Source organism: Micromonospora rifamycinica (assembly GCF_900090265.1).
GTDB classification, from domain to species: domain Bacteria; phylum Actinomycetota; class Actinomycetes; order Mycobacteriales; family Micromonosporaceae; genus Micromonospora; species Micromonospora rifamycinica.
This window is the reverse complement of record NZ_LT607752.1, coordinates 1,340,333-1,365,313: the sequence shown is the minus strand read 5'-3', so window position 1 is coordinate 1,365,313 and position 24,981 is coordinate 1,340,333. Positions and strand designations below refer to the sequence as shown.

At 72.3% G+C, this 24,981-nt stretch carries 19 protein-coding genes; 17 read left to right on the top strand and 2 right to left on the bottom strand.

What is annotated here, in order from left to right:
• Window positions 1-58: 58 nt before the first annotated feature.
• The 12 genes from araB to GA0070623_RS31525 all read left to right on the top strand — a co-directional run bounded on the left by araB (window position 59) and on the right by GA0070623_RS31525 (window position 14,717).
• Complete coding sequence (gene araB, locus GA0070623_RS05845; RefSeq protein WP_067305766.1) at window positions 59-1,756, top strand: ribulokinase; 1,698 nt, start codon at window positions 59-61, stop codon at window positions 1,754-1,756.
• A complete protein-coding gene (locus GA0070623_RS05840) occupies window positions 1,753-2,430 on the top strand; it encodes an L-ribulose-5-phosphate 4-epimerase (protein ID WP_067305763.1) in 678 nt (225 codons plus the stop codon). Before araB ends, GA0070623_RS05840 begins: the two co-directional genes overlap by 4 nt.
• A gap of 165 nt (window positions 2,431-2,595) precedes the next feature.
• Window positions 2,596-3,615 (top strand): ABC transporter substrate-binding protein, encoded by a 1,020-nt coding sequence (locus tag GA0070623_RS05835; protein WP_067305760.1) that lies wholly within the window; start codon window positions 2,596-2,598, stop codon window positions 3,613-3,615.
• Between the two features lie 63 nt (window positions 3,616-3,678).
• Window positions 3,679-5,226: a sugar ABC transporter ATP-binding protein gene (locus GA0070623_RS05830; RefSeq protein ID WP_067305756.1), complete on the top strand. Its 1,548-nt coding sequence runs from the start codon at window positions 3,679-3,681 to the stop codon at window positions 5,224-5,226.
• Window positions 5,223-6,293, top strand: coding sequence for an ABC transporter permease (locus GA0070623_RS05825; RefSeq protein WP_067305753.1), 1,071 nt, complete (start codon window positions 5,223-5,225; stop codon window positions 6,291-6,293). The genes GA0070623_RS05830 and GA0070623_RS05825 overlap by 4 nt, the downstream gene beginning before the upstream one ends.
• The gene (gene yjfF, locus GA0070623_RS05820) at window positions 6,290-7,282 is read left to right on the top strand and encodes a galactofuranose ABC transporter, permease protein YjfF (RefSeq protein WP_067305750.1); all 993 of its coding nucleotides are present in this window, start codon (window positions 6,290-6,292) and stop codon (window positions 7,280-7,282) included. Before GA0070623_RS05825 ends, yjfF begins: the two co-directional genes overlap by 4 nt.
• A 31-nt stretch (window positions 7,283-7,313) precedes the next feature.
• Window positions 7,314-8,819 carry an L-arabinose isomerase gene (gene araA, locus GA0070623_RS05815; protein ID WP_067305747.1) on the top strand — a complete coding sequence of 502 codons (1,506 nt, stop codon included), beginning with the start codon at window positions 7,314-7,316 and terminating at the stop codon, window positions 8,817-8,819.
• Window positions 8,820-8,825: 6 nt separating this feature from the next.
• Complete coding sequence (locus tag GA0070623_RS05810) at window positions 8,826-9,848, top strand: LacI family DNA-binding transcriptional regulator (RefSeq protein ID WP_067305744.1); 1,023 nt, start codon at window positions 8,826-8,828, stop codon at window positions 9,846-9,848.
• Window positions 9,849-10,137: 289 nt separating this feature from the next.
• The gene (locus GA0070623_RS05805) at window positions 10,138-12,417 is read left to right on the top strand and encodes an FAD-dependent monooxygenase (RefSeq protein WP_067305816.1); all 2,280 of its coding nucleotides are present in this window, start codon (window positions 10,138-10,140) and stop codon (window positions 12,415-12,417) included.
• Window positions 12,414-12,734, top strand: coding sequence for a putative quinol monooxygenase (locus GA0070623_RS05800; protein ID WP_067305740.1), 321 nt, complete (start codon window positions 12,414-12,416; stop codon window positions 12,732-12,734). Before GA0070623_RS05805 ends, GA0070623_RS05800 begins: the two co-directional genes overlap by 4 nt.
• A complete protein-coding gene (locus tag GA0070623_RS05795) occupies window positions 12,731-14,020 on the top strand; it encodes a cytochrome P450 family protein (RefSeq protein ID WP_084261197.1) in 1,290 nt (429 codons plus the stop codon). Before GA0070623_RS05800 ends, GA0070623_RS05795 begins: the two co-directional genes overlap by 4 nt.
• Before the next feature lie 16 nt (window positions 14,021-14,036).
• Window positions 14,037-14,717, top strand: coding sequence for a TcmI family type II polyketide cyclase (locus GA0070623_RS31525; RefSeq protein ID WP_067305737.1), 681 nt, complete (start codon window positions 14,037-14,039; stop codon window positions 14,715-14,717).
• 56 nt (window positions 14,718-14,773) lie between these two features.
• Here the strand turns inward: GA0070623_RS31525 and GA0070623_RS05785 are convergent, their stop codons facing one another.
• A complete protein-coding gene (locus tag GA0070623_RS05785) occupies window positions 14,774-17,212 on the bottom strand; it encodes a M14 family metallopeptidase (RefSeq protein WP_084261196.1) in 2,439 nt (812 codons plus the stop codon).
• Window positions 17,213-17,592: 380 nt separating this feature from the next.
• Window positions 17,593-18,825 carry a PucR family transcriptional regulator gene (locus tag GA0070623_RS05780; protein WP_067305733.1) on the bottom strand — a complete coding sequence of 411 codons (1,233 nt, stop codon included), beginning with the start codon at window positions 18,823-18,825 and terminating at the stop codon, window positions 17,593-17,595.
• A gap of 222 nt (window positions 18,826-19,047) precedes the next feature.
• Here GA0070623_RS05780 and GA0070623_RS05775 point away from each other — a divergent pair, with 222 nt between their 5' ends.
• The 5 genes from GA0070623_RS05775 to GA0070623_RS05755 all read left to right on the top strand — a co-directional run bounded on the left by GA0070623_RS05775 (window position 19,048) and on the right by GA0070623_RS05755 (window position 24,819).
• Window positions 19,048-20,022, top strand: coding sequence for a dihydrodipicolinate synthase family protein (locus tag GA0070623_RS05775; RefSeq protein ID WP_231932682.1), 975 nt, complete (start codon window positions 19,048-19,050; stop codon window positions 20,020-20,022).
• Between the two features lie 139 nt (window positions 20,023-20,161).
• A complete protein-coding gene (locus GA0070623_RS05770; protein ID WP_231932681.1) occupies window positions 20,162-22,165 on the top strand; it encodes a M6 family metalloprotease domain-containing protein in 2,004 nt (667 codons plus the stop codon).
• Window positions 22,166-22,241: 76 nt separating this feature from the next.
• Window positions 22,242-22,694: a hypothetical protein gene (locus tag GA0070623_RS05765; RefSeq protein WP_067305726.1), complete on the top strand. Its 453-nt coding sequence runs from the start codon at window positions 22,242-22,244 to the stop codon at window positions 22,692-22,694.
• On the top strand, window positions 22,691-23,287 hold the full coding sequence (locus GA0070623_RS05760; protein WP_067305723.1) for a TlpA family protein disulfide reductase: 597 nt from the start codon (window positions 22,691-22,693) through the stop codon (window positions 23,285-23,287). Before GA0070623_RS05765 ends, GA0070623_RS05760 begins: the two co-directional genes overlap by 4 nt.
• A gap of 419 nt (window positions 23,288-23,706) precedes the next feature.
• On the top strand, window positions 23,707-24,819 hold the full coding sequence (locus tag GA0070623_RS05755; RefSeq protein WP_231932680.1) for a sugar phosphate isomerase/epimerase family protein: 1,113 nt from the start codon (window positions 23,707-23,709) through the stop codon (window positions 24,817-24,819).
• Window positions 24,820-24,981: the final 162 nt, after the last annotated feature.

Here is a 24,981-nt window from a genome sequence, read left to right as displayed (position 1 = left end):
CTTGACGGATTCCATGTGAGCGCTAACACTTGCCCCCAACGATTGAACGGAGAACGGCATGGATGCAGGCGCGAAGCCGCAGGACCGGTACGTCGTCGGCGTCGACTACGGCACGCTGTCGGGTCGGGCGCTGGTGGTGCGGGTCGGCGACGGCGCCGAGCTGGGCACGGCGGTGCACGAGTACCGCCACGGGGTGATGGACACGACGCTCGCCGTCGACGGCCGGCCCCTGCCGGCCGACTGGGCCCTGCAGGACCCGGACGACTACCGCGAGGTGCTGCGGCAGGCGGTGCCCGCCGCGCTGGCCGCGAGCGGCGTCGACCCGGCCCAGGTGGTGGCCGTCGGCATCGACTTCACCGCCTGCACCGTGCTGCCCACCCTGGCCGACGGCACCCCGCTGTGCGAGCTGCCCGACCTGCGTACCCGCCCGCACGCCTGGGTGAAGCTGTGGAAGCACCACGCCGCCCAGCCGCAGGCCGACCGGATCAACGCGCTGGCCCACGCCCGGGGCGAGTCCTGGATCGGCCGCTACGGCGGCAAGATCTCCGCCGAGTGGCAGTACGCCAAGGGGCTGCAACTGCTGGAGGAGGACCCGGAGGTCTACGCCCGCGCCGAGCGCTGGATCGAGGCCGCCGACTGGATCGTCTGGCAGCTCTGCGGCGTCGAGACCCGCAACGTCTGCACCGCCGGCTACAAGGGGCAGCTCCAGGACGGTCACTACCCGTCCGCGGCCTACCTGGCCGCGCTGAACCCGGGCTTCGCCGACTTCGTCGCCAAGATCGACGGGCCGCTGGCGCAGCTGGGCGCGCGGGCCGGCGGCCTGACCGCGCAGGCCGCGGCCTGGACCGGGCTGCCCGAGGGGATCGCGGTCGCCGTCGGCAACGTCGACGCCCACGTCACCGCCGCCGCAGCGCAGGCGCTGACCCCCGGCCGGCTGGTCGCCATCATGGGCACCTCCACCTGCCACGTGGTCAACGGTACCGAGCGGGCCGAGGTGGCCGGCATGTGCGGCGTGGTCGACGGCGGGATCAGCGCCGGCTCCTGGGGCTACGAGGCCGGCCAGAGCGGCGTCGGCGACATCTTCGGCTGGTACGTCAAGCACGCCGCGCCTGCCGGCTTCGACTCGCACGAGGCGCTGACCGAGGCCGCCGCGGCGCAGCCGGTCGGCGCACACGGCCTGGTGGCGCTGGACTGGTGGAACGGCAACCGGTCGCTGCTGGTCAACCACGACCTCAGCGGGGTGCTCGTCGGGCTCACCCTGGCCACCCGGCCGCCGGACGTCTACCGCGCGCTGCTGGAGTCCACCGCCTACGGCACCCGCATGATCATCGAGGCGTTCGCCGAGGCCGGCGTCCCGGTCGACGAGCTGATCGTGGCCGGCGGGCTCACCGGCAACAGCCTGCTGATGCAAATCTACGCCGATGTGACCCGGCGTCCGCTGGGCATCATCGGGTCGGCCCAGGGTCCGGCCCTGGGCTCGGCGATCCACGCGGCGGTCGCGGCCGGCGCGTACCCCGACGTGCCGACCGCCTCGGCGGCGATGGGCCGGGTGGACCGCGAGGTGTACCGCCCCGACCCGGAGCGGGCCGACGCCTACGACGCGCTCTACGCCGAGTACCGCCGGCTGCACGACCACTTCGGCCGGGGCGGCGACGACGTGCTGCTGCGGCTGCGGGCGATCCGCAACGCGGCCCGCCGTCCGGCCGACGCGCCGTCGGCCGAGACGACCACCGACCCCCTGGAGGTGCCGGCATGACCCTCGACCTCGACGCCGAGGTGGCCCGGCTGCGCGAGCAGGTGGCCACCCTGCACGGCGAGCTGGTGCGCTACAACCTGGTCGCCTGGACGGCCGGCAACGTCTCGGCCCGGGTGCCCGGCCGGGAGCTGATGGTGATCAAGCCGAGCGGGGTGTCCTACGACGACCTGCGGGCCGACAACATGATCGTCTGCGACCTGGACGGGGTGGTGGTGGAGGGCGACCTCTCACCGTCCAGCGACACCGCCGCCCACGCCTACGTCTACCGGGCGATGCCCGAGGTCGGCGGGGTGGTGCACACCCACAGCGGGTACGCCACCGCCTGGGCCGCCTGCGGCGAGGCGATCCCCTGCCACCTCACCGCCCAGGCCGACGAGTTCGGCGGTGAGATCCCGGTCGGTCCGTTCGCGCTCATCGGCGGGGACGACATCGGCAAGGGCATCGTGGCGACCCTCTCCGGGCACCGCTCACCGGCCGTGCTGATGCGCAACCACGGCGTCTTCACCATCGGCCGGGACGCCCGCGCGGCGGTGAAGGCCGCCGTGATGTGCGAGGACGTGGCCCGCACCGCCCACCTGGCCCGGACACTCGGCACCCCGGTGCCGATGGCCCAGGCCGACATCGACTCACTCTACGACCGCTACCAGAACGTCTACGGGCAGCCGGGGAGGTAACACCCCGACCCGTACCCGCCTCCGGCCCGCCCCCGCGGTCCGGTTGATCCACCGCAACCCGATGCACCACCCCTGGAAGGTCCGGTCTGCCCGGCGTGCCGCGCCGGCCGGTCCTCCCCGCACTAGCACCATCCCCCACCTCATCCCCGTCAAGGAGTCTTCAACATGGCGAAGACCGGCATCACCCTCACTCGACGCGGCCTCGGCGCGATGCTCGCCGTCGGCCTGCTGGCCGGCGGACTCGCCGGCTGCGGCAACAGCGACACCGGCGGCGACGGCGACAGCGGCAGCAGCGGCGGCGGCAACAGCAAGCTCGTCATCGGCTTCTCGCAGGTCGGCGCGGAGAGTGGCTGGCGCACGGCGAACACCAACTCGATCAAGGAGTCGGCCGCCGAGGCCGGCTACGAGCTGAAGTTCGACGACGCCCAGGGCAAGCAGGAGAACCAGATCAAGGCGATCCGCAACTTCATCCAGCAGAAGGTCGACGTGATCGCCTTCTCGCCGGTGGTGGAGTCGGGTTGGGACACCGTGCTCAAGGAGGCCAAGGACGCCAAGATCCCGGTCATCCTCACCGACCGGGCCGTGGACTCCGCCGACAAGAGCCTCTACAAGACCTTCATCGGCTCGGACTTCGTCAAGGAGGGCAAGCTCGCCGGCGAGTGGCTGGTCAAGGAGAAGTCGGCCGCGACCGGCCCGGTGAACATCGTGGAGCTGCAGGGCACCACCGGTTCGGCCCCGGCCAACGACCGCAAGAAGGGCTTCGCCGAGGCGATCGCCGCCAACCCCAACCTGAAGGTCGTCGCCTCGCAGAGCGGTGACTTCACCCGGGCCGGCGGCAAGCAGGTCATGGAGCAGTTCCTCAAGGCCAACCCGAAGATCGACGTGCTCTTCGCGCACAACGACGACATGGGCCTGGGCGCGCTGGAGGCGATCACCGCGGCGGGCAAGACGCCCGGCAAGGACATCACCATCATCACCATCGACGCGGTCAAGGACGGCATGCAGGCGCTGGCCGACGGGAAGTTCAACTTCATCGCGGAGTGCAGCCCGCTGCTCGGCCCGCAGCTGATGGACCTGGCCAAGAAGGTCAAGGCCGGCGAGGAGGTCCCGGCCCGGGTCGAGACCGAGGAGACCACCTTCACCCAGGAGCAGGCGAAGACCGCGCTGCCCAACCGGAAGTACTGATCCGACCGGGAGGCCGCCGCGTTCGGCGCGGCGGCCTCCGCTTCCGAGGAAAGGTTCGGTGGGATGTCGGATAGGCATCCGGTCCTGACGATGACCGCGATCAGCAAGATCTTCCCCGGGGTCCGTGCCCTCGACGGCGTCGACCTCCGGCTCTTCCCCGGTGAGGTGCACGCCCTGATGGGCGAGAACGGCGCCGGGAAGTCCACCCTCATCAAAGTGCTGACCGGCGTCTACGGCACCGATTCCGGCACCATCACCCTCGACGGCGACGAGGTGTCCTTCTCCGGCCCGATGCAGGCCACCGCCGCCGGGGTGAGCACCGTCTACCAGGAGGTCAACCTCCTGCCCAACCTGTCGGTGGCGGAGAACATCTACATCGGCCGGGAGCCGCGCCGGCTCGGCGCGGTCAACTGGCGCGAGATGCGTCGTCGGGCACAGGAGCTGCTGGCCCGTATCGACCTGCACATCGACGTCACCGAGCTGCTCGGCAACTACTCGCTGGCCGTCCAGCAGATGGTGGCCATCGCCCGCGCGGTCGACATCCGCGCCCGGGTGCTGATCCTCGACGAGCCCACCTCCAGCCTGGACGCCGACGAGGTGGCCCAGCTGATGCGGATCATGCGGCAGCTGCGCGACGACGGCATCGCGATCATCTTCGTCACCCACTTCCTCGACCAGGTGTACGCGATCGCCGACCGGATCACCGTGCTGCGCAACGGCCGGCTCGTCGGCGAGTACCTGACCAGCGAGCTGCCGCAGATCGCGCTGGTGGAGAAGATGATCGGCAAGGAGCTGGACGCCCTGGAACGCCTCGACGAGGCCACCAGCGGTGACGACCGGGCGGCCATCGAGTCGGGCACCCCGCTGGTGGCGGCCGACGGCCTCGGCCGGTCCGGTTCCGTCGCGCCGTTCAGCCTCACCATCCACCAGGGCGAGGTGGTCGGCCTGGCCGGGCTGCTCGGCTCGGGGCGTACCGAGGTGGCCCGGTTGTTCTTCGGCGCGGACCGCGCCGACGCCGGCCGGCTCGCCGTCGACGGCAGCCCGGTGACGATCCGCAACCCGGTGGCCGCCATCGACCGGGACATCGCGTTCTGCTCCGAGAACCGCCGCACCGAGGGCCTGGTCGGCGAGTTGTCGGTGCGGGAGAACATCATCCTGGCCATGCAGGCGGCCCGGGGCTGGCTGCGGCCGGTGCCCCGCCGCCGGCAGGACGAACTGGTCCAGCACTGGATCAAGGCGTTGAGCATCCGGCCGGCCGATCCGGAGATGCCGGTGCGCAACCTGTCCGGCGGCAACCAGCAGAAGGTGCTGCTGGCCCGGTGGCTGATCACCGAACCGCGGCTGCTGATCCTCGACGAACCGACCCGGGGCATCGACATCGGTGCCAAGACCGAGATCCAGCGCCTGGTGGCGCAGCTCTCCGACGGCGGGATGGCGGTGCTGTTCATCTCCGCCGAGCTGGAGGAGGTGCTCCGGCTCAGCCACAAGGTCGCCGTGATGCGCGACCGGCAGCTGGTCACCGAACTCACCAACGACGACACCCTCGATGCCGCCCGCGTCATGCAGGTCATCGCCAGCGGCAGCTCCCAGGAAGGGTCGGTGCCGGCATGAGCACCGTACGGGCCCGCGTCGCGGGCGTCACCAGCCACCGGCTGTTCTGGCCGCTCGTGGTGCTGGTGCTGCTACTGGTGGCGAACGCCGTCTACCGGCCGAGCTTCCTGTCGATCGAGCTGAAGAACGGCCATCTCTACGGCAGCCTGGTCGACATCGTCCGGCTCAGCGCCCCGCTGATCCTGGTCGCCCTGGGAATGTCCCTGGTGATCGCCACCGGCGGCATCGACCTGTCGGTGGGCGCGGTGGCGGCGGTCGCCGGGGCGGTGGCCTGCCTCTACATCAGCGAGCAGCCCGACCAGAACAGCCTGGGAGTGGTGCTCACCGCGGTGGCGCTCGGCTTCGGGGTCGCCCTGGTGCTCGGCGCGTGGAACGGCATTCTGGTCGCCGGGATCGGCATCCAACCGATCATCGCCACGTTGATCCTGATGGTGGCCGGTCGCGGACTGGCCCAGTTGATCGCCGAGGGGCAGATCATCACCATCAACAGCGGGCCGTACAAGGTGATCGGGGTGGGCCACCTGCTGACCCTGCCGTTCGCCATCGTCATCGCCCTCGCGGTGACCGTCCTGGTGGCGGTGCTGACCCGGCGTACCGCGCTCGGCATGATCATCGAGTCGGTCGGCGGGAACGCCGAGGCGAGCCGGCTGGCCGGCATCCGCTCCCGGCGGATCACCTTCCTGGTGTACGTGGTGAGCGCCGCCTGCGCGGCCATCGCCGGGTTCATGATGACGGCCAACGTCTCCAGCGCCGACGGCAACGCGGTCGGCCTCTGGGTCGAGCTGGACGCCATCCTGGCCGTGGTGATCGGCGGCACCGCGCTGGCCGGCGGCCGGTTCTACCTCGGCGGCACCGTGGTCGGCGCGCTGCTCATCCAGACCCTGACCACCTCGGTGTACGCCATGAACATCGACCCGCAGACCTCACTGCTGTTCAAGGCGGTCGTGGTGATCGTGGTCTGCCTCATCCAGGCCCCGGCCTTCCGGGCCCGGTTCCGCCGTCGGCGCAGCGCCCCGGTGACTCCTTTGGAGCCGGTCGGCACAGAGAAGGAGCAGGTTCCGGCATGACCACGACCCCGTTGGCCGCCCGTCCGGGCCGTGCCTGGTGGCGGGTGCCACCCCGGCACGTGCCGGTGCTCGCCACCGCGGCGCTGCTGCTGGTGATGTACGCCATCGGCGTCTCCCAGTACCGCGCGTTCTCCAACATCCAGGTCGTCTTCAACGTCTTCATCGACAACGGCTTCCTGCTGGTCGTCGCGGTCGGGATGACCTTCGTGATCCTCACCGGCGGCATCGACCTGTCGGTCGGGTCGGTGGTGGCGATGACCGCGATGGTGTCCGCCTCGTTGCTGGGCGACGGCCTGCACCCCGCCCTCGTGCTGGTGATCGCGCTGCTGCTCGGCCCGGCCCTCGGGTTCGCGATGGGCTGCGTGATCCACTTCTTCGACATCCAACCCTTCATCGTCACGCTGGCCGGGATGTTCTTCGCCCGGGGCGTGTGCACCTGGATCAGCACCACCTCGATCCCGATCACCGACGGGTTCTGGACCAGCGCCGCCCAGCACCGCATCCACCTGGGCGAGAACTTCGTCTCGGTCGGCGCGTTGATCGCCGTCGCGGTGGTGGCCGTGGCGGCCGCCGTGCTGGCGTACACCCGGCTCGGCCGTAACGTGTACGCCATCGGCGGCAACCAGCAGTCCGCGCTGCTGATGGGCCTGCCGGTGGGGCGTACGAAGATCGCGGTCTACACCATCAGCGGGCTCTGCTCGGCGATCGGTGGGATCCTGCTCTCCTTCTACACCCTGTCCGGTGCCCCGCTGATCGCGGTGGGCATGGAGCTGGACGTGATCGCGGCGGTCGTCATCGGCGGCACCCTGCTCACCGGCGGGTCCGGTTACGTCTTCGGCACCCTGCTCGGGGTGCTGGTGCTCAGCATCATCCAGACGTTGATCACCTTCGACGGCACCCTCAACTCGTGGTGGACCAAGATCGTCATCGGTGGCCTGCTGTTCGTGTTCATCCTGCTCCAACGCCTCGTCGGCATCCGCACCAAGTGACCCTCGCCAGCCCCACCGGAAGGCAACGCCCATGACCAACCCATCACCGGTCGCCGAGGTCTGGTTCCTCACCGGCAGTCAGGGCCTGTACGGCCCGGAGACCCTGCGCCAGGTGGCCGAGCAGTCCCGCCGGATCGCCGAACGGCTCGACGCCGACCCGGCCGTCCCGGCCCGGGTGGTCTGGAAGCCGGTGCTCACCTCCAGCGCCGAGATCCTGGCCGTCTGCCGCGACGCCGCCGTACAGGGCGCGGTCGGGGTGATCGCCTGGATGCACACGTTCTCCCCGGCCAAGATGTGGATCTCCGGGCTGGACGCGCTGCGGACCCCGCTGCTGCACCTGCACACCCAGGCCAACGTGGAACTGCCCTGGTCCGAGATCGACATGGACTTCATGAACCTCAACCAGGCCGCCCACGGCGACCGGGAGTTCGGGTACGTCCAGACCCGGCTCGGTGTCGCCCGCAAGACCGTCGCCGGGCACGTCAGCGACCCCCGGGTCGCCGCCCGGATCGGCGCCTGGACCCGGGCCGCGATCGGGCACGCCGAGATGCGGTCGCTGCGACTGGCCCGGTTCGGCGACAACATGCGCGACGTCGCGGTGACCGAGGGTGACAAGGTCGAGGCCGAGCTGCGCTTCGGCGTCTCGGTCAACACCTACGGCGTCAACGACCTGGTCGACGCCGTCGACGCGGTCGCCGACGCCCGCATCGACGAGCTGGTCAAGGAGTACGACGACAGCTACCGGCTGGTCCCCGCGCTGCGCTCCGGCGGCGACCGGCACGACGCGCTGCGCTACGCCGCCCGGATCGAGGCGGGTCTGCGCGACTTCCTCGAGGCCGGTGGGTTCCGCGCCTTCACCACCAACTTCGAGGACCTGGGCGGGCTGCGGCAGCTGCCCGGTCTGGCGGTGCAGCGGCTGATGGCCGACGGGTACGGCTTCGGCGGCGAGGGCGACTGGAAGACCTCGGTACTGGTCCGCACGCTCAAGTCGATGTCCGTCGGCACCACCGGCGGCACCTCGTTCATGGAGGACTACACCTACGACCTCACCCCCGGCCGGGAACTGGTGCTCGGGGCGCACATGCTGGAGGTCTGCCCGACCATCGCGGCGGCCACCCCGAACGTCGAGATCCACCCGCTGGGCATCGGCGGGCGGGAGGACCCGGTCCGGATGGTCTTCGACGCCCAGCCCGGCCCGGCGGTGGTGCTCGGCCTGGCCGACATGGGGGAGCGGTTCCGGCTGGTCGCCAACGAGATCGACGTGGTGGCCCCGCCGTACCCGCTGCCGAAGCTGCCGGTGGCGCGGGCGGTGTGGCGGCCCCGGCCCGACCTCGCCGCCTCGGCGGAGGCCTGGCTCACCGCCGGTGCCCCGCACCACACGGTGCTGTCCCAGGCCGTCGGGGTCGAGGAGCTGCACGACCTCGCCGAGATGGTCAGCACCGAACTGGTCGTCATCGACGCCGACACGACCCCCCGGCGGCTGGCCGACGAACTCCGTTGGAACCAGGCCTACTACCGCCTGGCCCGGGGTTTCTGAGCCGCCATGGGTCAGCAGCGGCGCGACCGCGCCGCGGTGATGAGCGACGTCGCGCAACTCGCCGGGGTGTCGCACCAGACCGTGTCCCGGGTGCTCAACAACCATCCGAGCGTCCGGCCGGAGACCCGGGAGCGGGTGCTGCGTGCCGTGCACCAGCTCAACTACCGGCCCAACGCCCTGGCCCGGGGGTTGGCCGGTCGGCGCTCCCGGGTCATCGGTGTGGTCAGCTTCGACACCATCCTGTTCGGTCCGGCGGCCACCCTGCTGGGCATCGAACGGGCCGCCCGCGCCGCCGGGTACGGCATCAGCATCGTCACCCTGGAACAACTGGACCGCAGCGGGATGCGGTCCGCCATCGACGCGTTGACCGAGCAGTCGGTGGCCGGCGTCGTCGCCATCACACCGATGATGACGGCGTCGGTCGCCGTGCACGGCCTGCCCACCGGCGTGCCGGCGGTGGTGGTGGAGGCCAGCGGGGAGCGCGGTGAACTGCCCAGCATCTCCGTCGACCAGGTGGCCGGCGCCCGGCTGGCGGTCCGGCACCTGCTCGACCTGGGGCACGAGACGGTGTGGCACATCGCCGGCCCCCGGGACTGGCTGGAGGCCCGGGACCGGGTCGACGGGTGGCGGCAGACCCTGGAGCAGGCGGGCCGCCGAGTTCCGCCGGTCATCGTGGGCGACTGGAGCCCCCGGGCCGGTTACGAGCTGGGCCAGGCGCTCGCCGCCCGCCCGGACGTGACCGCGGTGTTCTGCGCCAACGACCACCAGGCGCTCGGCCTGCTGCGCGCCCTGCACCAGCGGGGCGCCCGGATTCCCGAGGACGTCAGCGTGGTCGGTTTCGACGACATCCCCGAGGCCGAGTACCTCTCCCCGCCGCTGACCACCGTGCGGCAGGACTTCGACGAGGTCGGCCGCCGGTGCGTGGCCGCGCTGCTGGAACTCCTCGACGGCACCGGCGCGAGCACGCCCCGGCCCCAGGTCGAGCCGGTCCTCGTCGTCCGCGCGAGCAGCGGCAACCGCCGCCGCTGAGCCGCGCACCCGGCGACGTCCGCCGCCGCTGAGTCGTCCGGGCGGCGCCGTCCGCCGTGGCTGAGCCGCGCACCCGGCGACGTCCGCCGTGGCTGAGCCGCGTGCGTGTCGTGCCGGGGCCGGGCGGCCGGGGACGGGTGGGCCGTCGCGGCGGCGTCAACGCGGGGTGGCCGGGGAAAGCCCGGCGATGACGGCGCGGTGACGCGCACTGCGACAGGGTCGAACGACGACGCGCCGGGTGCCGGTGGTCGCGGACCCCCGTCACGGGCAGGCCGTCAAGGGAGACCCCATGATCAGGACGATGCTCCGGATCCGCGCGCGTCCCGGCGCCGAACAGGAGATCCGGGCGGCCTGGCGGACGGCCGCGGGACAGATCGGCGCGCTCCCCGGCAACCTGCGGCGGGAGCTGCTCCTGGACGCGAACGACCCGCGCACCTTCGTGGTCGCCACCGAATGGGCCGACGACGCCGCCCTGCTCGGCTACGAGAACGGCCCGGTGGCGGCCCGCCTCGCCGACGCCCTGCGCGACCGCTGCCTGCCGGGCACCGCCGACGACCGGCGGGTGATGCGCGACGAGCCGGGCGGGCACCCGACGATCCTGGTGGACGTGGAGGTCACCGTGCCGGCCACCCGGCTCGCCGAGTTCCGGCGGGGCCACGCCGAGGTGACCGCCCGGATGGCCGGGATTCCCGGCTACCTGCGCGAGGAGCTGCTCCGCGAGCCCGGCACCGACGTCCACCACATCTTCGCCGAGTGGCGGACCGCGGCGGAGTTCCACCGCTGGGTCGCCAACCCGGCCCACGCGCGGGAGGAGGCCGGGCCGATCGCGCCGTTCCTGCTCGACTTCCGCCGCCGACTGTTCCACCTCGCGGCTCATCCCGGCGCCGACCGGGCAGCCAGTACCGGTAGGGAGACCGACGTGCACACGACAACGGACGTACTCATCGTCGGGGCGGGGCCGACCGGGCTGACCGCCGCCGTCGAGCTGGCCCGGCGCGGCATCGACTGCCGGCTGGTCGAGAAGCTGGCCGTGCCGCCCGCCCAGGCGGACAAGGCGATCGGGGTGCACTGCCGCACCATGGAGATCTGGGCGGAGCAGGGCATCGCCCGGGAGGCGATGGACGCCGGGATCTGGCTCACCGGCAACGTGGTGTTCGTCAACGGCACGCAGACCCACCGGATGAGCTGGGAGCTGCCGGGACTGCCGTACGCGCACCTCGGCCTGCCCCAGTACGAGACCGAGCGCCTGCTCACCGAACGGCTGGCCACCCTCGGCGTCCGGCCGCAGCGCGGTGCGGAGCTGACCGGCTTCACCCAGGGCGTGGACGGCGTGCTGGCCACCCTGGCCGGCGCGGACGGCAGCACGCAGACGGTCCGGGCGAAGTATCTGATCGGCGCGGACGGGGCGCACAGCCGGGTCCGGGAGCTGCTCGGGTTGACGTTCTCGGGTGGACTGGGCCGTTTCCCGCAGCTGTTCATGCTCGCCGACGTCGACGTGAACTGGGACATGCCCGCCGGGCACCTGCTGCGCTTCCTGCACGAGACCGACGGCCGGATGGACGGCATGCTGGTCTGCGTACCCCTGCGGGGGGAGGGCCGGTACCGGATCGCGACCCTCGCCCCGCCCCGGTTCTTCGCCCAGACCGGCGGCCGGGACGCCCCGCCCGGGTTCAGCGAGGAGTTGGCCGAGCCGACCCTCGACGACGTGCAGGCCGCCCTGGACCGGCTCGCCCCACCGGGCACCCGGGCGGCGAACCTGCGCTGGTCGTCGGTGTTCCGGATCAGCCACGGCATCGTCGACCGGTACGGCCACGGCCGGGTCTTCGTGGCCGGTGACGCCGCGCACCTGCACCCGCCGGCCGGGGGGCAGGGGATGAACACCGGCATCCAGGACGCCTGGAACCTGGCCTGGAAGGTGGCGCTGGCGGTGCGCGGGCTCGCCGCCCCCGGGCTGCTGGACAGCTACGAGGCCGAACGCCGCCCGGAGGGGGAGGAGATCGTCGGCCGGGCGGTACGGCTGGCGTTCACCGACGAGTTGGACCGCGCCGACCTGGAACGGCAGTTCCTCCAGGAGATGTCCCTGCTGCTCAGCTACGCCGATAGCCCGCTGGTCGGCGAGTGCGTGACCGATCCCGACGCGCTGCGTGACGGCCCGCGCCCCGGTGACCGCGCCCCCGACCTGGGCGGCCTGACCCGGCGGGGGGTCGGGCATCCGCTGCGGCTGCGCGACCTGACCGGGGGCACCCGGCACACCCTGCTGGTCTACGCGGACGCCTCCGCCGAGCCGGCGGCGGTGGCCGCCGTGCCGGGGCTCTGCGCCGACGTCCGCGCCGCGACCCGGGGCGAGATCGACGTCTACCTGCTGCTCAGTCCGGACGCCGGGGAACCGGGGCTGCCCGCGCCACCGGTGGTGCGCGACGCCGGGGGTGAGTTCCGCGCCCGGTACGGGGTGGCCGGCACCGCGCTGTACCTGATCCGCCCGGACGGGCACGTCGGCTTCCGCAGCCAGCCGGTCGACGCCGACGCGCTGCGCAAGAACCTGCACCTGGTCTTCGGCGGTGCGCGATGACGGCGGTGCGTACGGTGCTCGCCATGCGTACCCGGGAGGGCTGCGCGGAGCGGTTCGAGGCGGAGTGGCTCTCGGCGGCGGAGCAGATCCGGCTGCTCGACGGGTGCCTGCGGCAGGATCTGGTCCGCGACGCCGACGACCCGCGCAGCTATCTGATCATCAGTGACTGGGCGGACCGGGAACGGTTGGACGCCTTCGGGCGCAGCGAACACCGCGACCGGCTGCTGCGGGTGGTACGTGAGCTGCGGGAATCCGCCGAACGGCACACCTACCAGGTACTGCACAGCATGCCCCGGGTGCCCGGGGAGGCGCGATGACCGAGCCGCTGCCCGCGTCGCAGCTCTACACCGACCAGTTCGCCGCCGACCCCTACCCCGCTCTCGCCCGGCTCCGCGCGGACGCGCCGGTCTGCCCGGTCAGCTCGCCCCGGTTCGACTCGTACCTGCTCACCCGGTTCGACGACGCGCGGGCGGCGCTGACCGACCCGCGGCTGTCCAAGGACCTCTACGGCCCCGGCCAGCACTACCTGCAGATCTTCGGCCCGAACTCGGAGGCGTTGAACCGGAACATGCTCAACGCCGACCCGCCGGAGCACACCCGGCTGCGCCGGTTGGTGTCGCAGGCGTTCGCGCCGCGCCGGATCGAGGCGCTGCGGCCCCGGGTGCGGCAGATCGTCGACGACCTGATCGACGGCTTCGTCGCCCAGGGGCGGGCCGAGCTGATGCACGACTTCGCGATCCCGCTGCCGATGGTGGTGATCTGCGAGCTGCTCGGGGTGCCCCGGGCCGACCAGGGTCAGGTCCTCGACTGGACCCAGGTGATCCGGACCTCCGGGTCGTCACGGCGGCCCCCGGCGCAGGAGCGGGCGGCCGTGGGCGAGGCGCAGGTACGGCTGCACCACTACCTGGCAGGGCTGGTGGCCGCCAAGCGTGCCGAGCCGGCCGACGACCTGGTCAGCGCGCTGATCGACGCCTGCGACCAGGACGGCAGGCTGTCCGAGGCGGAGCTGGTCACCACCACGTTCCTGCTGCTGTTCGCCGGGCACCAGACCACCGCCGACTTCCTGGGCAACGCGACGGTGGCCCTGCTGACCCATCCCGACCAGCTCGACCTGCTGCGGGACACCCCCGAGCTGCTGCCCTCGGCGATCGAGGAGCTGCTGCGCTTCGACGGCCCGCTGCCGGTGGCCAGCCCCCGGGTCGCCACCGAGGACGTCGAGTACCGGGGGGTGCACATCCCGGCCGGATCGATCGTCGGGGTGGCGCTCAACGCGGCCAACCACGATCCGGCGCACTTCGTCGACCCGGACCGGCTGGACCTGCGGCGGGTCCGGGGGCCGCACCTGGGCTTCGGCCACGGCGTGCACTACTGCCTCGGGGTCTCGCTGGCCCGGATGGAGGCCCAGATCGGGCTGGCGGTGCTGCTGCGCCGGCTCCCCGGGCTGCGCCTCGCGGTGCCGGTCGACGAGCTGCGCCGGTTGCCGGCGGCGTCACCGTTCCGGGGCCTGCTGGAGCTGCCGGTCCGGTTCGTCGCCTCGGCCCCGCCGGTGCCGGCCCCGCCGGCCCGTCGCCCCCGCCCCACCGAGCCGACCCCTACCGCCTGATCTCCGAGGAGCTTCGATGACCTTCCGCAACGTGATCGTCTGTCGCATGGTGCCGGGCAGTGAGCAGACCGTCGCCGACGTGTTCGGGTACTACGACCGGACCACCCGGCCGCAGGACCTGGGCGTGGTCGGGCGGACCCTGCTGTCCTTCCACGGCCTCTACATCCATCTGATCGAACGGAACGCCGACCCGAGGGTGACCGGGCAGACCCGGGGCCTGCCCGCCTTCCAGCAGATCGCCGAGAAGATCGGCCCGTACGTGACGCCCTACCCGAGGGACTGGCAGAACCCGTCGGACTCGGTGGCGAAGGAGTTCTACTCCTGGACACCGGCCAGGGCGGTCGAGCCGTCGGCCGGGGCGGGCGGGCCGAGCCGGACGGTCATCGTCGCCCGGATCAAACCCGGCGCGGAACCCACCGTCGCGCAGATCTTCGCCGAGTCCGACGCCGGCCCGCTGCCCACCCTGATGGGGGTCACCGGGCGGTGGCTCTACTCGATCGACGACGTCTACCTGCACGTGCTGGAGCGCGTCGGTGAGGAGTTCGACGGCGCTGTCGAGGAACAGCACGACCAGCCGGCCTTCAGCAAGATCATGGACGATCTCAGCCCGTACATCAGCCCGTTCGACCCGGACACCTGGGGCAGCCCGGTGGACGCGGTGGCCACCGAGTTCTACCGGTGGCGGGCCGAGGACTGAACCGGGCGGCCAGCGGGGGTCCGGCGGCGCGGACCCCCGCTGGCGTACCCCGGCGCTCAGCCGGTGGGCGGCGTCGCCCAGCCCCGGTTGAACGTCTTGCTGTCGTCGTCGTCCGGCCGGTAGTTGCGTTCGATGTTGCCGGCGGCGTCCACCGAGAACCAGTGGACCCTGGTCCCGACCGGGACGGTCAGCGTCTCGGCCCCCTCCCGGATGCCCGCCGAGGCGTACAGGGTGGACCCGAAGGTCGGCCGGGAGCCGTCGAGGGTGTAGAACACCGCGGCCGGCTCGCTGACGTCGAACCGGACGCTGACCGTGCCCTCGGTCGGGCTCGGCGTGACCGCCAGGGTGCTGGTCGGCCGCTTCTTGTCCTTGTCGTAGTCCCGGGCCACCCGGAGCAGCTCGACCAGGCCGTTGCTGAACTCCATGGTCTCCTGGTGCGCCTCGTCCCAGGTGGGTTGGAAGCTGGTGCCGACCTCGAAGTTCCACGCGTAGATGCCGTACCTGTACCAGAGCATGTCCCCGGAGTTGCCGGCCGCCGAGTACAGCACGTCGGAGATCGGGCCGGTCCGGGCCGGGGTGACCGCCATGTTGCGGTGCCGCTTGATCGCGGTGAGGATCCGCGACGACGCGCCCCAGAAGAACGACTCCTCGGCCAGCGTCGGCCGGGGCGCGGAGATCCGGCCCGGGGTGGCGTACGCGCCCGGCGACCACATGAAGTAGTTGCCGGAGGAGTGCAGGTTCATCGAGAACTTCATGTTCGGCCGCTGGGCCAGCCAGTCGACGTTGCGGTTCTCCGGCTCGGACAGCTCGCCCGGACCGGCGTAGGTGTCGCCGGTGCAGCTCGCCGACGCCCCCGAGTAGCCGTCGAAGAGGCTGTACTCGGTGTAGTTGCGGTTGTTGTCCACCCCCCACGAGTTGCGGGCCAGCGCGTCGGTCGCGCCACCCGGGGCACAGTGGTTGGTCATGTTGCGCCGCTGCGAGGCGTAGTCGTAGAACGAGTAGTGCCCGCCGTCCGGGTTGATCGACGGGACGATCCAGATGTCCAGGGTGCGCAGCAGCTGCTTGGTGTTCTCGTCGGTGGCGTGGTTGCGCAGCAGCCGCTCGGCGGTCTCGATGGTCACCAGCGGCGGTACCCACTCCCGGGCATGTTCCTGGGCGTAGGCCAGCACCCCGGTACGGGAGCCGTCGCGGTACTTGCCGATCCGGATGGCGTACACCGGGTGCGGGTCGCGGGAGACCCCGGCCGGGGCCTTCAGGTTGTCCGACAGCGGCGTCGGCGCGACCGGCGCGACCACGCCGGCACCGGCGTCACCCCGATAGGTGTACGCCGTGACCAGCGCCCCCGCCTCGGCGGTCAGCGCCGCGGCGACCTGGGCCGCGGTGCTGGTCACCGTGCCGGCGGCGTCGGTGGCCAGGCTGACCCGGATGGCCTTGCCGGTCACCGTGACCGCGAGCGGCCGGTCGGCCGTGCCCGGGTCGGCCAGCTCGACGGTGATGTCGTTGCCGCCCTCGTGTCCCCAGGCGAGCGAGTCCACCGCGACCCGGGTGGCGGCGGTCCCGCCGAGCACCACCTGCGCCTTACGCCGGTACCCGTTGGTCTGGTAAGGCAGCTTCACCACCTCGGCGAGCTGCGGGTACGCGTCGGCCAGCCGCTTGATCCGGTCGTACAGCTCGGTCGGGGTGAGGTAGCTGGTGACGAAGTCCTTCTGGTAGCCCGGCCCCTCCGGGCTGTCGGCCGGGATGGGCAGCCACTCCTTCACCTCGGCGACCGCCACGTCTCCGGTGGGGCTGGTGATCTGGATGCGCTGCGGCCGGGCGGTGACGGCGGCGGCGCCCCGGTGGTAGAGATAGACCCCGGCGTCGACGAACCGGCTGATGCTCTGGGTGCCGCCGGAGCCGATCTCGGTGCCGGGGCCGCTGTCCCGGGCCACGGTCAGCGTGCTGGTGGAGGTCTGCCCCTGGGCCCACTTGGCCTCGACCGAGAGCACCTGGTTGGTGCCGGAGGTGTAGTAGTCGGCCCGGATGATCTTCACGTCGGAGGCGGCGGCGCTGCGTTCCAGGGTCGCCGTGTACGCCCGGTTCTCGGCCCGGTGGGCGGCGATCGTCGCGTCCCGCTCGCTGATCCGCTGCGCGGAGTCGGCCGCGTCGTGCAGCACCGCGCCGACCCGGTAGCCCATCCGCTTCAGCGCGGCGACCTCGGTCGGGGTGACCACGGCGTGCACCACGATGCCCGCCCCGGTGGGCGTGACGTGGTGGTCGAGGTCGACCCCGGTGGCGACCAGCGCGTCGAGCTGGGCGGTGCCGTCGACGGTCACCTCCACCACGTCGGCCTGCTCGTCGGCGGAGCGTTCGAGCACGACCGGGGCGTCGGCCTCCCGATCGGGCGGGGCGGCGGTGCCGGCGGTCGCCGGGCCGGCGAGCAGCAGCAACGCCACACCGGCAGCCGTCGCGGCGGGTAACCGCCGCCACCGGCGGGGGAGCGCGGAACGGGACATCTCGGGCCACCTTTCCTGGGGTGCGAGACGGGCCGACGGCGCGCGCCAGCGCCCGCCGTCGGGCGGGGTGCGAAACGGGAGGGTCGGTCGTCGACAGTCGGGCGACGGTGGACGGCCGGTCACGACGGCTGCCTGCCGCCGGACGGAGACCCGGGGGGTCTCGGCGTTCGCGCGGAGGCTGCCGACCGGCGCCGATCCGGTCTGCGTGACGGGGCGGGGGCGTACCTGGTTACGGTCGGTCGTGGGGGCATTGCCGATCGGTGCGCCCATCCTGGCCGTACCCGCTCGGATCTGTCAATGATCTGTCCGGCCGGACACGGGCTGTCACAGCGCGGCAGCGCGGGTGTCCTCTTCCGACGGTCGACGGACCGCCCGCGCGGTCAGGACGGGGTGCGGTAGTGGCCGGTGAGCCGGCCCAGCTTCATCGCCAGGTGCAGGCACAACCGCTCGTTGCCGTCCTTGAGGTCGGTGTCGGCGAGCTGCTCGACCCGTTGCAACCGGTAGTAGAGCGTGGTCCGGTGCAGGCGCAGCTTCTCGGCGGTGGCGTGGGCGTTGCCGGCCAGGTCGAGGTAGGCCTCCAGGGTCTCCAACAGCACCTGGTGGGCGTCGTCGCGCAGCAGCCGTTCCAACCCGGGGTGCACCCCGGCGACGTCGAGGTGCCGGGCGTCCAGTTGGGACAGCACCCGGTAGATGCCGAGGCCGGCCCAGGACACCACCCGGCCGAGCGCCGGCAGCTGGACACCGACCCGGGCCGCCTGCGCCGCCTCCCGGTACGACTGCACCGCGTCGACCAGCCCCGGACGGGACTGACCGATGCCGGTCACCGTCCGCTGCACCGAGGGCAGGCCCCGGGTCGCGTTGTGCAGCGCCTCGTCCAGGTGGTCGGCGGCGCTCTGCGGGGTGGGGCGGCCCGCGATCCGGCCGCCGCAGATCAGCAGCACCCCGTGGTCGGGCCAGACCATGTGCAGCGACTCCCGGACGCCGAGCCACCGGCGGGTGGCCACCAGCGCCTGCTCCAGGGCGATCCTGGCCACCTCGTCGGGGTGCTGCCCGGCGGCCGGGGCGAGCTGCGCCACCACGGCGGTGGTGGTGCCGTCACCGGCCACGGTGCCCTCCTCCAGCAGCGCCCGGACGGCGTGCGCGCGGGCCTGCGGGCTCTCCACCAGCAGGGTCCGGGTGGCCTCCGCCTCCCGCTGGGAAGCCAGCTCACCGAGCAGGTTCTCCCGGTAGAGCGCCAACGACAGGTCGGTGAAGGCGCCCGTCGCGGTGGCGATGTCGGCGTCGGTCATCGACCCGTCGTCGTCGATGAACCAGACGAAGCCGAGCAGCAGGTCGTCGTGCCAGATCGGCACGCAGACCCGGGGGAGCAGGTCGAGGTCGACGTCGGCCGGGGTCCGCACCGGCTCGCGTGCGGTGAGCACGCCCATCCGGCGGAACCAGGCGATCACCTCCGGGGTGGTCTGCCGGCGCAGGATCGACATCCGGCGCACCTCGTCCATCGGACCGTCGTGCTCGCTGTAGACGACGACCCGCTGCCGCCGGTCCTCGATGAGCGCGGGACGCCCCACCCGGGCGGCGACGGCGTCGACGATGCGCTGAAGCTCACCATGCATGGATCTCCCCTGGCTGGCTGCGCGACCGGGGTGCCCGGCAGCCAGTGCCTACCCTGGGTGGCCGGTGGGCCTGTGCGCAAGGTCCACCGGAGATCTACCGACAAAAGGACGGCCCCGGTGGCGACTGTTCCGGCAATTGTCCGAAGAGCCACGGTGATCGACGATCGTAAGGTTCCGGTGCGGTGGGCAGCGGGCCGCCGGCGCGCAGGAGGGAAGGCCCGAGTGACAGCTGGTAGGCCCTGGCGGGGGGTGCTGGTCGCCATCCCCACCCCGTTCCGTGACGATCTCGGCGTCGACTTCGACCGGCTCCAGGAACACGTGCGCTGGCTGGCCGAGGCGGGTTGCCACGGGGTGGCCCCGTGCGCCTCGGTGGGGGAGTACCGGGCGCTGTCCGACGACGAGCGGGCCGACGTGGTACGGGCGACGGTGCAGGCCGCGCCGCCGGGCTGCGCGGTGCTGCCCGGGGTCGGCGGCTACGGCAGCCGGCAGTCCCGCCGCTGGGCGGAGCAGGCCGCCGCCGCCGGTGCCGGCGCGGTGCTCGCCCCGCCCCCCGACGGCTATCCGGCCGGCGACGCCGAGGTGGTCGCCCACTACCGGGAGGTGACCGCCGTCGGTCTGCCCGTGGTCGCCCACAACGATCCGCACGACACCCGGGTGGACCTGACCCCGGAGCTGCTCGCCCGGGTCGCCGAGACCGACGGGATCGTCGCGGTCGAGGAGTTCTCCGGCGACGTCCGGCGGCTGCACCGGATCCGGGACCTCTGCCCGCACCTCGACGTGCTCGCCGGGGCGGACGACGTGCTGCTCGAACTGGTGCTCTGCGGTGCCCGGGGCTGGGTCGCCGGCCTGTCCAACGCGCTGCCCCGCCAGGCGCTGCGGCTCTACGACCTCTGCGTCGCCGGCGACCTGGGCCGGGCGCTGCCGCTCTACGCCGAGCTGCACCCGGCCTTCGGCTGGAACTCCCGGCCGGAGTCCGTGCAGGCCATCAAGCTGGCGATGGAGTGCGCCGGGCGGTTCGGTGGCCGGTGCCGTCCGCCGCGCGGGCCGCTGGCCGGGCCGGCCGCCGCCCGGCTGCGCCGTGACCTGGGCCGGGCGTTGGCGGCCACCGTCGACTCGGTGCCGGTCCTTCAGGTGTCGGAAGCCGCCGGTCCACCTGCCGACATCTGCACGGTGACCGGCCCCGGCCCGTCCTCCTAGATTCGCTGCGCGGCCCGGTGACGGGTGTCTCGGCAGCCACCCCTCGGGACACCACTGGACACCGGACGCCGCGTCCCTCCCGACGAGAGGCGAACCTGTGCACCGTGCTACCCCCCAACGACCCCGACTGAGGCGTTCCGTGCTGGCCGCTGTCCTGGCCGGCACGCTCGTGGTGACCGGCGCGGCGCAGGCCGCCGCGGCCCCGGCCAACCCGGCCGGCGGCACCGCGCCGTTCCAGGTCCTCGACCCGCAGGCCTGGCAGAACCCGGACACCATGACCTGGGACGACTACCAGGCGGTGCCGGGTAAGAACTGGGCCGACCCGAGCGTGCGGGGCGCGATCCGCAACTTCAAGATCGCGCTGGTCGCGCTCGACTATCCGGACCAGACGTTCGCGGTGTCCCAGCGGGCCCGCTCGACGGTCTTCGGCAACCCCCAGTCGGTCGCGGCCAACATCCCCCGCGCCGACGTGCCGAAGTTCTACCAGGACTTCCTCAACACCCCGAACACCCTGAACAAGGGGCACACCCTGCACGAGTACTGGATGCAGGACTCCAACGGGCGGTACGGCGTGGACCTGGCCGGGTTCGGGCCGTACCAGATGCCGGCGAAGTCCTACCAGTACGGGCTGGACAACAGCTTCAACCCCGGGGCCTGCCCGAGCGGGGACACCTGCAACAAGAACATCCGCACCGACGGCCTGGGGGCCTGGCGGGCGGCGGTCGGTGACGAGGTCGCCAACCAGTACGAGCTGGTCTTCATCCTCAGCGCCGGGCAGGACGAGTCGTCCACCTGGCAGGAGTTCGGGCAGATGATCTTCCAGAACAAGGAGGACGTGCCGGACGCCTGGGGCCCGCCGGACCCGAACCTGCCGAACTGGGCCAAGACCCGTTACGTGGAGTGGACCTCCTGGAAGGCGGCGGCGACGCTGTGGCCCAACGCCGGTAGCGGCTCCTCCACCCAGGGGGAGAGTTCCGGCATGGGGGTGTACGCCCACGAGCTGACCCACCTGCTCGGCATCGGCGACAACTACAACAACCCGTACGGCGAGCCGTTACGCCGGGCGTACACCGGCATCTGGAGCATGATGTCGCGCGGGTCGTTCAACGGACCCGGTGGCCCGCACACCCGCTGGCAGATCCCGCCGACCAACGGCGGCTCGATGGGCTCGCTGCACACGGTGCGGGACAAGCTCAAGATCGGCCTGCTCGGTGAGGAACACGTGCTGCGGCTGTCCCGGGAGGCGCTGGCCTCGTCCGGGATGGTCACCGCCCAGGTGACCGCCCGCGCGGTCGATGCCGGCCCGAAGGGGCTGACCGGGGTGAACATCGCCCTGAACAAGGACCTCTCGCCGGCCTGCACGGTGGCCACGAACCCGCTGTGCGACGGCGGGAGCTTCAACAACTACACCATCGAGGTCGTCGACCGGATGGGGGCGGACTCGTTCACCCCGGACCGGGGCGTGCTGCTGAGCAAGACCAAGAACGCCGACAGCGCGCCGTTCCAGTGGGTGGTGGACGCCAACCCCCAGGACATCGACATGATCGACTTCTACCGGCCGGACGGCACCCCGCAGAAGATCACCATGGGTGACTACCGGCAGCTCTCCGACGCGCTGTTCCACGCCGGGGCGGACACCGGCAGCCAGTACGAGTACGTCGACGAGGCCAACCGGCTGCACTTCTACATCATCGACCTCAAGCGGGACGCGGCCGGCTCGCTGTCGTACACGGTGGCGGTGCGGTCGCTGGACGGCACCGGGGGGCCGAGCACCCACGGCGTGTCCCTGGGCAAGGGCGAGGTGACCAGCACCGGCAAGCCCACCAACCGGGGCGTGACCTGCTCGTTCGAGCTGACCAACAGCGGTACGTACTCGGCCGGCGGCCAGCAGCACCCGGAGGACGCGACCGCGTACCTGAAGTCGGACGTCTACCGGCTCTCGGCGGAGGTGGCCGGCAAGGGCTGGCGGACCTGGCTGCCCAACCCGCTGGCCACCGCCCAGTTCGGCAAGTCCACCACCGTCCGGGTGTCGGTGGGGGCCACCGCCACCGCCGCGGACACCGGCTTCGTCAAGCTCACCGCGACGTCGGAGAGCGACCCGTCGAAGACGGTGACCAAGCAGTGCCGGGTGGAGAAGTCCTGACCGGCATCGATCATCGCGTCGGGTCCGGGGCGGCAGCCGTCGCCCCGGACCCGACGTGCGGGTGGGAGGAGACGAGGTGCGGTTGTCCACGAGCGCCCGGCGCGGCGTCGGCGCGCTGCTGACCCTGCTGCTGGCCGGGGCGGGCGGATGCGGTGGCAGCGCCGACGAGGCGGAGGCGGTCACCTCGACCACCGTCCGGGTCCTGGTCCGTGACATCAACATCCGGGCCGAGGGGGTGGACTGCGCCGGCACCGGGCCGTACCAGTACTTCCACCACCGGGCGGCGTTCCGGCTGCTCGACCCGGACGGGGCGGCCCTGGTGACCGGGACGCTACCGGCGGGCACGGCGGTGGCCGCCTTCGCCGAGGACCTGGCGGTCGAGCGGGTGCCGACCTACTGTGCGTTCGCGGTGCCGGTGCGGGTGCCGCAGCGGACCGGATACCGGCTGGAGGTCGCCGGCCGGGCACCGCTCGACCTGACCCCGGACAGCAGCGAGGGGCCGGCGCTGGTGGCGGTGGTGCCGGCATGAGGCGGCTGCTCGCGCCGCTGCTGGCGGTGCTGGTGCTGGCCGGCTGCACCGCCGGGCCGGCTGCGGAACCCGGGCCGGCCGCGGAACCCGGGCCGGCGCTGGCCGGGGGCGCCGCGGCGTTGCCCGGTCCGGTCCCGGCGGACCTGGCGCTGCGCCCGACGCCCGGCACCGCGCCGGCCGCCCCGGCGTTCACCGGCGCGCTCACCGACGGCACCCCGCTGACCGCGGCCCGGCTCTGGGCGGACCGGCCGGTGGTGTTCACCTTCTTCAGCTCCTGGTGCACCACCTGCGCGCAACGGCAGGACGCGCTGAGCGACCTGGCCCGCCGCTACCGGGACCGGGTGGTCTTCGTCGGGGTGGCCGGGGCCGACCAGGCCGACGAGTTGCAGGACTACCTGCGGACGCACCGGGTGGAGTATCCCGTGGTGGTGGACGGGGAGCAGACCGTCTGGCGGTCGTACGCGGTGCGGGAACCACCGGCCGTCGTGCTGGTCGCCAAGGGCGGGGCGCTGCTGCGGGGCTGGCCGGGGGGCCTCGACGCCGCCGCCCTCGACCAGCGGCTCGGGGAGCTGGTGGTGGCCGCCTCCGGCTAGCCGACCGGTCCGGTGCCGGGCGGATCCGGCGACGCGTCGGGCGTGGTGTCGATTCGATGACGGGTCGACACCGCGCCCCGCGTCGTGTCCGGCTGCCCACGCCCCGGTGCCGTTCGGTATTCGTGCTGGTGGGGGCCGGTGGATCCACGGGGGAGCCGGATGCGGTCGGTTGTCCCGGCCGGGGCTCCGACCATCGGGAACTTTTGTTCGCACGAACAAAAGTTTCTCCGTTCGAGGTCTATCTTTAGCCGTCAGCCACCGTTAGTGTCCGGTTCACGGACGTAACACGGTTGACACACCCCCTTGATTGACCAGTCATCCACCGGGCCACGCGTATTCGGCGGCGCAGGTCCTCCGACCCTCCCAGCAGGACTCGCAGTCCCCGCGGCCCCAGGGCCGCCCTCGAAAGGTGGAACATCGTGAACGAGGAACAGCGCCGCATGGCCGCCGACCCCCAGTACCGCGCCCAGGTCACCCGTCGCCGGCTGCTGGCCGCGTCGGCGGGTGCCGCCGCCGTGCTCGGCGCGGCCGGACTACCGGTGCTCCAGACCAAGGGGCCGGCCCGCGCCGACGGCAAGTGGCGGGTCGACCCGCTCATCCCGACGCAGAACCGGGGCATCATCCTCTACAGCGTCCGGGACCGGATCTCCGCCGCGCCGGACGACAGCGGCGTGCCCTACGGCTTCGAGCGGGTGCTCGCCAGCCTGGCGGAGATGGGCTACAAGGAGATCGAGTTCGCCGGCTACAACCAGCACACCTCGATCCTCGGCCGGCAGATCACCCCGACCGAGATCCGCAAGATCCTGGACGACAACGGCCTGGTCGCCAACGGCACCCACACGTCGATCAACGCGGCGACCTTCCAGCAGCAGCTCGACATCGCCGAGGAACTCGGCATGAAGAACATCGGCACCGGCAGCGACCCGACCAACAGCGCCTACCAGGCCGACTGGGACGCCGCCGCCGACCTGTGGAACGAGCTGGGCCGGCAGGCCAAGGAGCGCAAGATGCGCCTCTACACCCACAACCACGACGTGGCCTACTCGTTCCTGCTCGACAGTGGCCCGTTGGACGCCAACGGCAAGCCGACCCGCTCGTCCGGCGTCCGCCGGCTGGAGTACTTCTTCGCCAAGACCGACCCGAAGTACGTCTACTTCGAGTGCGACATCTACTGGGCGTACGTGGCCCGGCACAAGCACCGCACGTACACCAACTCGGCCGGCCAGCAGAAGACCTCGCTGTTCGACCCGATCCTCAACGTGGCCCGGCGTACCAAGCGGTTCCCGCTGTTCCACGCCAAGGACGGCAACCGCAACACCGCGCTGCCCAACGGCTACGAGATGATCCCGCTGGGTGAGGGCGACATCAACTTCCAGCAGTTCTTCCAGACCATCGGCGAGAGCGACTTCCACCACGCCAACTGGGAGATGGACACCGCCCCCGGCGGCACCGCCAACCCCGCCCAGTCGCTGGACTTCGCCCGGCTCAGCTACGCCAACATGGCCGACCTGACCATCTACCACAACGACTGACCGCTCCGCCGGCCGGACCACGGCCGCAGCTGGGCGCCGACGGCGGTCCGCACCACCGCCGGCGGCATCCGGGTGGCGGTCGCGTCAGCTGACGCGACCGCCACCATTCCCCCCCGACCCGCCCGGTCCCGCCCCGGCAGACCCGGACCCGACCGGTCGCCC